This is a genomic window from Homoserinimonas flava, from assembly GCF_054969005.1.
On the sequence record NZ_JBUEQS010000003.1, the window covers coordinates 618,421 to 630,614 of the forward strand.

Annotated in this window: 11 protein-coding genes; 7 read left to right on the plus strand and 4 right to left on the minus strand. The window is 67.6% G+C overall.

Features of this window, described 5'->3' with window-relative positions; translation table 11 throughout:
* Positions 1–9 precede the first annotated feature (9 nt).
* The 3 genes from ACY48M_RS11940 to ACY48M_RS11950 are packed head-to-tail and all read right to left on the minus strand — an operon-like array spanning position 10 to position 1,690.
* Positions 10–1,008, minus strand: a complete 999-nt coding sequence (locus ACY48M_RS11940; RefSeq protein ID WP_462820501.1) for a DUF6177 family protein — start codon at positions 1,006–1,008, stop codon at positions 10–12.
* 4 nt (positions 1,009–1,012) lie between these two features.
* Complete coding sequence (locus ACY48M_RS11945) at positions 1,013–1,321, minus strand: pore-forming ESAT-6 family protein (RefSeq protein WP_462820502.1); 309 nt, start codon at positions 1,319–1,321, stop codon at positions 1,013–1,015.
* Positions 1,322–1,351: 30 nt separating this feature from the next.
* Positions 1,352–1,690: a hypothetical protein gene (locus ACY48M_RS11950; RefSeq protein ID WP_462820503.1), complete on the minus strand. Its 339-nt coding sequence runs from the start codon at positions 1,688–1,690 to the stop codon at positions 1,352–1,354.
* Between the two features lie 106 nt (positions 1,691–1,796).
* Here ACY48M_RS11950 and ACY48M_RS11955 point away from each other — a divergent pair, with 106 nt between their 5' ends.
* The 7 genes from ACY48M_RS11955 to ACY48M_RS11985 all read left to right on the plus strand — a co-directional run bounded on the left by ACY48M_RS11955 (position 1,797) and on the right by ACY48M_RS11985 (position 10,828).
* A complete protein-coding gene (locus ACY48M_RS11955; RefSeq protein ID WP_462820504.1) occupies positions 1,797–2,846 on the plus strand; it encodes an FHA domain-containing protein in 1,050 nt (349 codons plus the stop codon).
* The gene (locus ACY48M_RS11960; RefSeq protein WP_462820505.1) at positions 2,836–3,111 is read left to right on the plus strand and encodes a hypothetical protein; all 276 of its coding nucleotides are present in this window, start codon (positions 2,836–2,838) and stop codon (positions 3,109–3,111) included. Before ACY48M_RS11955 ends, ACY48M_RS11960 begins: the two co-directional genes overlap by 11 nt.
* Complete coding sequence (gene eccD, locus ACY48M_RS11965; protein WP_462820506.1) at positions 3,104–4,432, plus strand: type VII secretion integral membrane protein EccD; 1,329 nt, start codon at positions 3,104–3,106, stop codon at positions 4,430–4,432. Before ACY48M_RS11960 ends, eccD begins: the two co-directional genes overlap by 8 nt.
* A complete protein-coding gene (locus ACY48M_RS11970) occupies positions 4,429–5,310 on the plus strand; it encodes a hypothetical protein (protein WP_462820507.1) in 882 nt (293 codons plus the stop codon). Before eccD ends, ACY48M_RS11970 begins: the two co-directional genes overlap by 4 nt.
* Positions 5,307–9,311, plus strand: coding sequence for a type VII secretion protein EccCa (gene eccCa, locus ACY48M_RS11975; RefSeq protein ID WP_462820508.1), 4,005 nt, complete (start codon positions 5,307–5,309; stop codon positions 9,309–9,311). The genes ACY48M_RS11970 and eccCa overlap by 4 nt, the downstream gene beginning before the upstream one ends.
* Complete coding sequence (locus tag ACY48M_RS11980) at positions 9,308–9,904, plus strand: hypothetical protein (RefSeq protein WP_462820509.1); 597 nt, start codon at positions 9,308–9,310, stop codon at positions 9,902–9,904. The genes eccCa and ACY48M_RS11980 overlap by 4 nt, the downstream gene beginning before the upstream one ends.
* 72 nt (positions 9,905–9,976) lie before the next feature.
* Positions 9,977–10,828 (plus strand): PPK2 family polyphosphate kinase, encoded by an 852-nt coding sequence (locus ACY48M_RS11985; protein WP_462820510.1) that lies wholly within the window; start codon positions 9,977–9,979, stop codon positions 10,826–10,828.
* A 114-nt stretch (positions 10,829–10,942) separates the two neighbouring features.
* On the opposite strand, the gene ACY48M_RS11990 is transcribed toward ACY48M_RS11985, so the two are convergent.
* Positions 10,943–12,193 carry an isochorismate synthase gene (locus ACY48M_RS11990; RefSeq protein WP_462820511.1) on the minus strand — a complete coding sequence of 417 codons (1,251 nt, stop codon included), beginning with the start codon at positions 12,191–12,193 and terminating at the stop codon, positions 10,943–10,945.
* Between the last annotated feature and the right edge of the window lies 1 nt (position 12,194).

The following is a 12,194-nucleotide window of genomic DNA, read 5'->3' on the forward strand; positions in this document are numbered from 1 at the left end:
ATCACAAACTCACTCGGCACGGCGACGCCTCTCCTCCAACAGCACCGGGGGCAAGAGCGCTGCGGCGAGCTCTTCGACCCCGATCGTCTCGATAGCGCTGGCGAACTGGTGCCAGCGTGTGGCCTCCCCGTCGAAGCTCAGCACAATCGACGGTGCCCGTCGATTGCCCACCGTGACGGCGCCAGGCAGTGCGGCAATCGCCGCCGCGTCAAACCCCAGGTCGCGCACCGTCCGCGCACCGAGCACCATCGACACCGGCTGGGGAATCACCTCGCGCCCCGCCCGAATCGTGGCATCGGGTTCCCCGCGCATGCTCCACGCGCTGCCGATCACCACCTGCTGCCGCTGCGCCACCCGCTCAAGCAGGCGAGCCGTGGCATCCGCCGCCAGTGCCGTTTCGTCAGAGACCGCAAAAACCACCCGTGTCTCTTCGACAATGCCGAGCCTGCTTCTCGCAACGCGGATGATGCCCCGAAATGGCACCGACCCGCCGCCGGCCACGATCACACGGGTCTCAGATGGCACGCGCGTGCGGGCGAGGCTCGTGATGGCCTCCCGATCCCACGGTGCACTCACCGGCTCGGCAGTGCCCCAAAACAGTGGTGTGCCGGGGGAGAGCGCAGTGGCGAGGGTTTCGAGAGTGCCGCCCATGGTCGCCTCCATGCGCGCCGGATGGTTCGCTGAGATGGCGAACTGGAGACCCGCGCTGTCGGGTGCAGCGTCAGCGAGCACGTCGGTGCCAGCGGCGTCGGCGACAGCACCATCGACCCCCCTGGTCTTCCAAGCGCCGCCCGTCGCCGTGAGCAACTGGAACATGGGATAGGTGAGGCGGGCGCCACGGTCAGTCACAAGTTCCACCCGAACTCCCGCCCGCGCAGCATCAACGATCAGCGCTGAGCGCCCAGCATTGAGCGCGACGAGAGGCGTGTTCGTAGAAGAGACGGCCCACCCTGGGCGGCTCGAGTGAACGAGCGGGTGCGGGAGAGGGACCGGTGCCGGAGCGGCCATCCGTTTAGATGGCGTCGACGGCTGACTTGGCCCGCTGCAGTGCGGTCTGTGCCGACTCGTCGTTTGAAACCAACGCCTGACGCAGGGTGGCGATGATGGTGCGCACCTCGTTGGCGACCGTGTTCCAGCGTTGTTCTTTGCCGGCATACTGCTCGCTGGCACCGTCGGCCTGATAGTCGGCCATTGCATTCTTCACATCCGCGTCACGCTGGTTGATGAGCGATTCCAGCTGGTTGGCCACCAGGTTGAAGCTGTCTTGAGCGTTGCCGGATGCTGCGAGGTCGTAGTCGCGGCGGTCTGATTGATTAGCCATGGTCTGTTGTCTCCTGAACGACTGGGCGGACTAACGGGCGCTGCCGAAGCGGGCGGCGTCGAACGAAGAGCCCGACTGCGCGGCGGTGGTCTCGTCGACGATCTGTTGCTCGCCCTCAATGAAGGCTCGGTTCTGCCCCGCGATGCCGGTCAGCACTGAGGAGAGTGCGGCGTTGAGCTCGATCGAAATGCTGTCAACCTCGACCTTGAACCGGTCAAATGCTGCGCGACCGGCACCATTGAATCGGCCCTCCAGCGGCTCGGCGGCGACCGCAAGCTGCCGCACCAAGGCCCCAAGATCGTCTCCAGCGCCGCTGGTCTGTTGTGCGAGCTGGGTTAGCACCTCGCCACCCATAGCGAATTTGAGCATGGTTAACTTCCGGGTCGAGATGAGGAAGAGCGGGAAAAACACGACGGGCTTCGTGCAACCAGATCGACACGACCTGGGTTCTATTCACGTTACGCTGAAGCCAATCATGGCCCCAATCGAGGGGATAGACAACTCGGCCCACGTTCAGGGGGGCGGCGACGAAACACGGGGTAACACAATGCTCAACGCGCTCATCGGCGCGGTGACCTGCGGTCGATGCGGGCACGACCTCGAGCAGCGCCCGGCCGACCGATACTGTGCGAGCTGCGGGGCGGTCAAGATCGCGTCTGCCTCAGGATCTGCTTTAGGGAGATATTCCGGCCTCGTCACCGGCGTGCAGGCAGTCCAAGCGTCTCGCCGCCGTCTCGCTGCGGCAATCGACCTTGTGCTGGCCGTCGCGCTTGCCGCCACAGCAGTGGGCCTGAGTGTCGGCGGTGCACGGGCAGTGGCCGCAGCAACTGTCGGTGTGCTCGTGCTGTATCTCACCGCCACGATCACCGCCTGGCGCCTGCGAGGCAGAAGCCTTGGGCACCTCGTGCTCGGCCTGCGCACGGTCGACGACCTCACGGGGCTGCCGCCACGTTTCACCTCGATCGGCACGACACCCGGTAGTGGAGTGGGCCTGCGCCGCCATCTCATCGTCGCCGACGTTCGGCGGGGTCGCGACCCTCTGGCACCGGTCGCCGTCTTCGCAGCGGGAGCGCCCATCGTCGCACTGCCATCGCACCTCGGCCGCGAGAGCCTGCCAGAGGTGGCGGGTTCTCGCGACCCGTACAGACCGGCCGAGCATTCGCCGGCCGCCGAACTCGTGCTCGACACGGGAGAGAAACTGGTGCTTGAGACAACCGTGCTCATCGGGCGTCTTCCGGTGACGACTGCAGGGCAAGAACACGCGACATTCGCCTGGCCTGATCTGAGTCGCAGCCTGTCAAAAACTCATGCACTGCTCGAATGGGCTGGCACCGTACTCTGGGTGACCGACCAGCACTCCACCAACGGCTCAGCACTCATTGCCCCAGACGGAACACGCCAGCCGCTCGTGCCCGGACTGCGCGGCTCGGCAGCTGCAGGCTGGACGGTCGAGCTAGGCGAGCGATCATTCGAAGTGCGTTCCACAGGAGCGCTTGAAGCAAGAGGAGCAGTCGATGGCGAATGATCGGGATGCGGTGCTGCTGGAGACGGTCAAAACCCACCGGGCCCGCCTTGTCGCCTCGCTGCTCTTCGGTGAACTCGACCAGCGGCGGGTCGTCGGCAACAACGTGCGACGCTTCACCGTCGGGCTCGTGCTTGCGGCAGTCGCGTGCGCCATCTGCGCGGGCACGTCGTTCGTAATCTCAGTGCTCGAAGACCAGCGTGAAGAACGAGAGGCGACGCAGGTATCGGCTAGCGCGCCAGACAGCCCAGGGGGCATCGATGACTGATTACACACGGCTGACCATCATCGGCTCCACCCGCAAAGCCGAAATGGTGGTGCCGGGCGACGAGCCAATCGGCTCGCTCATCCCGCGCCTGATGGAGCTGCTCGACGAGCGCCCCGGCGCAGTGTCACGCCCCCTCACACTCGTGCGCTCCACCGGCGAGCAACTCGACACCTCGTTGAGTGTCGGAGAACAGCGCGTGTTCGACGGCGAACTGCTGCGCCTGCTGCGCGAAGATGCCGCGCCGCCGCCGCCCGAAGTCGCCGACGTCACCGACGTGCTGGCAGAGTCGCACGACGACCGGGCCGACCTCTGGTCTGAGCGATCCAGAACAACCGTGGCGGTGACTGCGATCGCCACCATCACCGCGACAAGCGGGCTGCTGCTGAGCGTCGCCGCCGAACCGCTACTCGGCCTCACCGTGGTCTATCTGCTCGCGCTCGGGGTCTCGATCATCGCCGGGCGCACCGGCGCGCACTGGATCAGCAGCGCCGTCACCGCCATCGCGATCGGCACAGCGGTGCCCCTCGGCATCGCCGGCGTCGCGGCTGTCACAGCGGTGCCCTCGCTGTCAGAAACCATTCTCGGCATGAGCACCCTCGTGTGGGCCGCCCTTGCGCTCGGTGTGGGTGCCGGCCAGGGGAACCGGGCGGCATGGTGGGGCGGCGTCATCGGCACCCTGACATCAGCGCTGCCACTCGCGCTGCTCGCGCTCGGCGTCGACTTTCTCGGGTCGCTCGGCATCACGGCAGTGGCCGTCACCTTCATTTGCGGCCTGCTGCCCTGGTACGCGATGAGCGCATCCGGTCTGACAGGGCTCGACGATCAGGTGGTCGAAGGCCGACTACGGCGCAGGGACGACGTGCTCGTGACCGTGACCGGCACCTATCGCACCCTCACCTGGTCGACCGTTGCCGTTGCCGTGCCGCTTGCCATCACCTCGGCTGCGCTCATCGGCAGCGCCGACGGTTGGGCGGTGGGCCTCGGCGCAGCCACCGTGCTCGTCATCGCCTCACGCACCCGATCGATGCCGCTCGCCGCGCAAGGATACGCCCTGTGGGCGGCGGCGCTCGCCGGCACGGTGTTCGGTGGCGCCCTGCAGATCGTCACCGGCGGAGTGTTGCAGCCCTGGGTGATCTTTGCCGCGTTCGCTGCGGTGCTCGTCGGAGCCATCGTCGCAGGAGGGGCCTCGCCTGCCGCGCACCAACGAGCCTCGCTGCGGCGACTCGGCAACCTCATCGAGTCACTTTCGGTCGCTGCCCTACTCCCGGTGCTCATCGGACTCTTCGGCGTCTACACCGAGCTCCTGGGGGCCTTCGGATGACCGGCTTCGGCTCCTTCGTGCGCTCGGCGCCGCTCGCGCTCTTCGGCAGCGCCGCCGCACGAGTGCACGACCTGCAACGGGTTGACAGCATCGTGCGCACTCCGCTTCCGCTCTCGCGCCGCATCGGATTCGTGCACCTGCGTGGCGGCAGCGGGGCCAGCGCCACCGCAGGCTATGTGGCCAACCTGCTGGCTGCACGGCGAGAGGGTCCGGTGCTGGGTGTCGACGCGGCATCCGGAGCGTCAGGGATGCTGTGGCACGCCGGGTTGCCCGCCGACGGCCAACGCGAGAGCCTGCGCCGAGGGCACGCCCGCCGCGCCGCCGATGCCGTCGATGGGCTGCCCCGCGGCGCCTCAGCACTCTGGGGCATGTCCCTCGTCGGCGACAGGATGCAAAATGCACCAGTCGCGGTCGAACAGTGGTTCGACCGCTGCAGCCCCATCACCCGGTTCTTCGACATCGTCGCGACCGACTGGGGCGTGCGAGACCCCCGCATCGACCTCGCCGATGTCGCGGCAGCCAGCCACGTGCTGTGCATCGTCGCGCGGGCCGACCGCCACTCCGCCGAGCAGGCCGCAGCCGTCATCGGTGCCGTGCGATCGCTCCATCGAGCACCAACCCCCGTGCTGGCGCTCGTCGACGTGGGCTCGACTGCAGGGTCGGCCGCCGCCGTCGTCGCCAGAGGTGCGGATGCTGCGGTCGTGACAATCCCATATGACGCCGCCCGGGCATCCGCGAGTCAGGTCAGCAGCACCACGCTGGCAACCCGCACCCGGCTCGCCTACGCACGCCTCGCCGAGGAGCTCATGTCGCACGCGGTGGCCAGCGGAAAACCGCGAGGAGCGGCGCCAGAGGTCACCGAAGGAGCGCTCCGATGAGCGTGCGACTCGTCCATCGGCCGACTCGCATCACCCGCCCGATCGCGCCGCGAGACCTCGACCCCATCTCGCCGCCGCCCCAACTGGCCGATGGACGGGTTGGCGGCATCCCTGTGCAGGCACTTCTGCCGGTGGTCGGCGCCCTCACCTCGGTTGTCATGATCGTGGTGTATCGCGGCAGCTCAAACCCGCTGTTCTTGCTCGTCGGTGCCGTGCTGCTTGTCGTCGCCCTAATCGGCGGTCTCGCCATGGCGCTCAGCCAGCGCGGCACCGCGACCAGGCAACGCCAACTGCAACGCGAACGCTACCTCGACTACCTCGAGGGGCTGCGCTCAGACATGCGTGCGCGTGCCCGGGAGGTGCGCGCCACCGCGGCAACTCTCGACCCGCAGCCCACCGCGCTGCTCGAGCTCGTTCACGATCCCGCCCGCCTGTGGGAGCGCCGTCGGGGCGACGCCGACTTTCTCCGGGTGCGCATCGGCGAGGGCGACCTGCCGTGGTTTCCGCTCTCGGTGCCGAGCGACCCCAACCCGGTGCAGCCCTTCGACCCCATCATGAAGCGAGAAGCCCAGACCGTCGTCGAATATCTCACAACCGTGTACGGCATGCCGGTGCCGATCAACCTTGAGCAGGCTGGTTCGGTCGCAGTGGTCGGCGACCGGGAGGGCGTGCTCTCCGTGGTGCGGGCAATGACACTGCAGCTGGCGTCGCTGCACTCACCAGAAGACGTACACCTCGCCGCGGCGTTTCCCGAAGGAGCGGCCCAAGACTGGCGGGGGTTCGACCTGCTGCCGCACGCGGTCGACGACGGCCTCTACGATGGGCCAGTCGCGGCCAGGCGCATCGCCGCGAGCGCCGCCGGTCTCATCAGCGTGCTCGGTGGAGAGCTCAGCGACCGCGCTCAACTCGCTGCGACCGCAAAACGCAGCGGCGGCAGCGGCGTGCGGGCCGAGCCGTCGCGACTCGTGGTCTTTGTCGACGACTACGGTCACGTGGCATCCGCCCTTCCCGTGCCCGATGCCGACCTGTCGCTCGTCGACCTGCGGGTCACCACAGTGCACCTGCTCAGTGACCGCCTGCACGAACCGTCAGATGTGACACTGCGCATCACTGTTGAGCACGATGCGATCACGGTGACGGATGCCCGCATCGAGACACACGGTCAGGTGCAGACCCAGCACGCCCGGTTCGACAGGGTCGGGCCGGCACTCTTTGAAGCGGTCGCGCGATGCCTTGCCCCCCTGCGGCTGAGCCTCACCCGCCAGGAGGAGGTGGATTCGGCCGACGGCATCAGTGTCACCGAGTTGCTTGGCATCGACGACATCACCACCCTGACGCAGGCCTCCGCCTGGGGCCCGCGTTCTCCACGAGACTTTTTGCGTGTGCCCATCGGTCTCGATGACTTTGGTGCCCCGGTGCTGCTTGATCTCAAAGAGTCAGCCCAACTGGGGATGGGCCCGCACGGCATCTGCATTGGTGCAACCGGCTCGGGCAAGAGCGAGCTGCTGCGCACCCTGGTGCTCGGGCTTGCGCTCACGCACTCGCCCGACGACCTCAGCATGGTGCTCGTCGACTATAAGGGTGGTGCAGCGTTCGCCCCCTTCCAGGGCCTTCCCCACGTGGCAGGCATCATCGACAACCTCGCCGACGACGCGCAGCTCACCGAGCGCGCCAGGGCGAGCATTCAGGGCGAGGTAGTGCGGCGCCAAGAGCTGCTGCGTGACGCCGACAACTCCGCGTCGATCACCCACTATCGCGAGTTGCGCAGCGAGCGACCCGAGCTGCCGCCAATGCCACACCTTTTCATCGTCATCGACGAGTTCGGCGAACTGCTCAGTGCTGAGCCAGAGTTCGTGGACTTGCTCATCACGATCGGCCGCATCGGGCGCTCCATCGGTGTGCACCTGCTGCTGTCAAGCCAACGTATTGAGGCAGGCAAGCTGCGCGGACTCGACACCTACCTCTCCTATCGCATCGGCTTGCGCACGTTCTCCGAAGCCGAGAGCTCCATCGTGCTCGACCGGCCCGACGCCTTCCATCTGCCAGCCATTCCGGGCTTCGGTTACCTCAAAGTCGATACGTCGATCTACCGTCGCTTTCGTGCTGGCTATGTGTCTGGTCCCGTCGCCGGTGAGGTCGCGCGCCGCCTGCGACCCGCCGCCGAGAAGGCGCAGCCCCTGGTGCTGCCACTCTTCAACGGAATCGCGAAGAAGGAGGGCGACGCAGAAGGTGAGCAGGCACTGGAGCGCCCCGTCGTCGGTCGGGCTCTGCTCGACGAGGCCGTCGACCGGCTGCGCACGGGGGCCCCAGTCGTTGACCCGGTGTGGCTGCCGCCCCTGCCGTCCAGGGTTGCACTGTCGCGGGTCATCTCCGGAGACGGGTCGGGCGACCTTCGCGCCCCCATCGGCCTCATTGATGACCCCGTGCATCAGAGTCAGCGACCGTGGCTGCTCGACCTCACCCGTTCGGGCGGACACGTTGCTGTCATCGGCGCTCCCCAAACCGGCAGAAGCACCCTGCTGCGCACACTGACCGCATCTCTCGCCCTCAGCCACACACCGCGTCAGGTGAGCATCTATGGAATGGATCTCACCGGTGGCGGACTGGGGCGCATCAACGGCTTTCCTCACGTCGGCGGTGTCGCAACCCGGGCCAGCCGTGACCGGCTCCAGCGCATGGTCGAGGAGCTCACCGCAATGCTCGTCGTGCGCGAGCGTGTCTTTCAAGAACACAGCATTGACTCGCTCGCGACCCTGCGACGCCTCCACGCAGAAGGCCGCATCCCTGAGCTCGTCTCAGCCGATGTGGTGGTGCTGATCGACGGCATGGGGCAGTTGCGCACCGATTTCGAAGACCTCGAGACCGCTGTCGGCACACTGCTGCAGCGCGGCGGCGGATTCGGAATGCATCTGGTCATTGCCATGACCAGATGGAACGAACTGCGGATGGCGCAGCAGGCGCTCGTGGGAACCAAGATCGAGTTGCGGCTCAACGACGCGGGCGACTCCGTCATCGGTCGCAAGCTGGCGCAAACCATCCGTTCTGACCAGGCCGGTCGCGCCCTCACAGATGAGCGGCTCTTCGGCCAGATCGCGCTTCCGGTGCTCGACGACACCGACGACGAGTCGGTCGGGGACGCCCTCGAAGCCCTGGCGCGCCGCACTGCAGCAAGCTGGGAAGGCCCGAGCGCCGCCCCCATCCGACTGCTGCCAGTGAGCTTCTCACCAGACGAGTTGCCCGACATCATCGCAGAGCCTGAGAACATCCCATTCGGGCTGCGGCAAGACACGATGGAGCCCGCGCTCATCGACCTCGTGAGAGACCCCCATCTGCTCGTGTTTGGCGACTCCCGCTCAGGCAAGACCACACTGCTGCGCGGAATGATCGCCGGGCTCATCGAGCGCTACTCACCCGACGAGTTGGTGATCGCGCTCATGGATCTCCGGGGAGAGCTCGTTTCGGCGATCCCCGACGACTACCTCGGGGGTCACGCCTCCACAAGCACAGAAGCACGGGCCCTCGCGGCGGCGGTGGGCGAAGAACTCGCACAGCGACAAACCGGCAACCGGGCATCCGGCCCCCGAATCGTGGTCGTGGTCGACGACTACGACATCGTCGCCTCAGGAGGCACCGACCCCCTCCAGCCGCTCATGCCATACCTGCCATCGGCACGCGACCTCCGCCTCGACGTTCTGCTCACCCGCCCGGTCGCCGGCTCGTCGCGGGCTATGTTCGACCCCGTGCTGCAGACGATTCGCGACACGGGAGGCTCCGCCATCATCATGTCGGGGGAGCGCAGCGAAGGTCAGATTCTGCCCAAGGTGTATGCGGAACAGATGACTCCCGGCCGTGGGCGCTTCGTGCGGCGCGGTGAGCCGGTGCGGATTGTGCAGGTGGCCGACTTCGGGCCAGCATCGAGCGCATCGGCCGACTCGTATGATTCGGATACATCGGATGATTCGGATACTTCAGTCGGTTCAGAAGAACGGCGCACCGCATGACCGCCCCCGCGCGCGTGGTCATCGCCGGCACGGCGGGAGGGGTGGGCGCGACAACGGTCACCGCGCTGCTCTTCTCAGCAATGTCGACACACACCAGCCCTCAACTGTCGGACCACACCGGTGGCGAACTCGGGGATCGGCTCCCCTGGGGAGACGACGCTGTCGAGCTCGACCCGGCGCTCACGCTTCACGACCTCGGACCGCACGCAGAGTTCGAACAGCGCGAACTGCTCGAACATCCTGACGTGTTTGCCGTGGTCGTCGCCCCCGCATCGCCCGCCGGTTTCGCTGCCGCTGACCGTGCGCTTCACGAAATCCACGCCCGCTACGGCCTGCCGGGCATACACCGCACGCTCGTCGTCGCGGTCGGCGTCTTCGGGCGGCACCCGACCGGCGCAGCGATCGAGGCACTGGAGACGCGCTTCGGACGCGGGGTCGCTGTCGCGCTCCCGCAGGATCGTGCGCTCGCCGCCGGCGGCAGGGTGCCGCTCAACCGGCTGTCGCGTGAGACGGTGCACGCCCAACAGAAACTCGTCGCGCAGCTTCGGCGGCGGATGCGCGGGGGGCTACGGGCTCCGGCTCCGGCGCCCTAGCCTTCTCCTGGCCTGTTGCGGCATCGGTTGCCCATGCTCGCAGGACACGAACGAGCGGGCTAGCATCGCCCCATGGCCGACACCGCATGGACCGACGACCCGGCGACACTGCTGCGCGTGACATCCGATGTCGTGCTCGGTGACATCGACACTGCGTCGAGCCCAGGGTTCCGCGGCTCGAAGGCTGCCGCGCGGCAGGAACTCACCGCGAACCTCCGCGAACTCGGCGACCTGCAGGAGCGACTCTGGGCCGAGAGCCGTTCCGGCGGGCGACGCCGAATGCTGCTCGTGCTCCAGGCGATGGACACGGCGGGCAAGGGCGGCATCGTGCGCCACGTCGTCGGCGGCGTCGACCCGCAGGGGGTGCGCATCCGCTCCTTCAAGGCGCCCACAGAGGAGGAGCGCGCCAACGACTTTCTCTGGCGCATCCGACGCGAACTGCCAGAGCCGGGCATCATCGGCGTCTTCGATCGCTCCCACTACGAGGATGTGCTCATCCACCGCGTGCGCGCGCTCACTTCCGCGGCCGAGATCGAGCAGCGCTACAGCCGCATCGTCGAGTTCGAGCGGGAGCTCGTCGCCGACGACACGACCGTCATCAAGGTCATGCTGCACATCAGCAAGGGCGAACAGAAGGCGCGGCTCACCGAACGGCTCGACCGACCCGAGAAACACTGGAAGTTCGGCCCCGCCGACGTCGACGAGCGGATGCTGTGGGACGACTACATGCGCGCCTACGAGATCGCCCTCGCGCGCACCTCGACCGACGATGCCCCGTGGTTTGTGGTGCCGGCCGACCGCAAGTGGTATGCGCGCATCGCCGTGCAGCAGCTCGTGCTCGGCGCCCTCCGCGGCCTCAACCCGCAGTGGCCTGCAGCAACCTTCGATGTGGATGAGCAGCGGAGACGGCTCGCCGCGACGTGACTGTGGTCACGTCCCGGGTTTCGATACGCTCGCTGGCGCTCGCTACTCAACCGGCAGACACCGCTGGTTGAGTAGGCCCGCCAGGGCCGTATCGAAACCCGGACTAGCGCAGCATCAGGCCGGGTCGAACGCGTCCACGATCGGCTTGAACTTCATGCGCGTTTCGAGCAGTTCGCGCTCGGGGTCGGAGTCGGCCACGATGCCGGCGCCCGCCCACGCGGTCACTGTGCCGTCGGGCGCCGCCTGCGCGCTGCGGAGCGCGATCGCCCACTCGCCATCGCCGTCGGCGCCCACCCACCCGACCGGGCCGGCGTAGCGCCCGCGGTCGAATGGTTCGAGCGCGTCGATGCAGGCCGTGGCATCCGCCGTCGGGGTGCCAGCGACGGCTGCCGTCGGGTGCAGCACCTGGATGAGGTCGAGCGAGGTCGAGCCGTCATCGAGCACGCCCTCGACGTCGCTCGCGAGGTGCCACACGTTAGGCAGTTTCAGGGTGAATGGCACGTCGCTCGCCACCACCCCGCGGCTGTGGGGCCGCAGGGATGCGAGCACATTCTGCACCGCGAACTCGTGTTCGTCTTGGTCTTTTGTCGATGTTGCGAGGGCGGTTGCCGCCTCAAGATCGCTCGTCGCGTCGACCCCCCGCGCGGCGCTGCCGGCGAGCACCCTCGCCACGGCAACACCATCGTGCACCCCGACGAGCGTCTCCGGGCTCGACCCGAAAAAGCCGTCGATCGCGAACGTCCAGCAGTCGGGATAGCTGTCGGCGAGCGACGCGATGACGGGGCGGATGTCGGCACCATCGTCGAGCCTCGCGACGAGATCGCGCGCGAGCACCACCTTGCTGAGCTGGCCCGCCCGAATGGCATCGACGCCGTCGGCGACAATGCGCCGGTAGCCGTCGGCCGAGAGGGCGCCGGGGGAGAAGAGTGCCCGGGGGGCAGCCTCGACCGGGGCAACAACTGGCAGCTGCGCGGGAGGCAGCGCCCCGACGCCAATCCGGGTGAGCCAGAAGCGGCCCTCCGCACGGCCCACCACAACAGAAGGAATGATGAGCACGCTCGTGGTCGCCGACGTCGGGGCGAACGTGAAACTGCCGAACGCGATGAGACCAGTGCCGGGGAGCGTGAGCGGGTCGGTGATCGAGGCGGCGGCGACCACCGCGTGCCAGGTGGCCGCGGCATCCGCCATGCGTGATGGGCCGCTGAACTCGAAGCGGGCGGCGACACCATGACCGGTGATGCCGAACCCGCGGCGACGCCAGACAAGCGGCTGCGCACGGTCAAGCAGTGTGACGAGAGGCCCAGGGTCGTCGATCGCGGTCGTCTCGACCGTGAACGATGGCACGGGATGCACAGGTTCGATCACC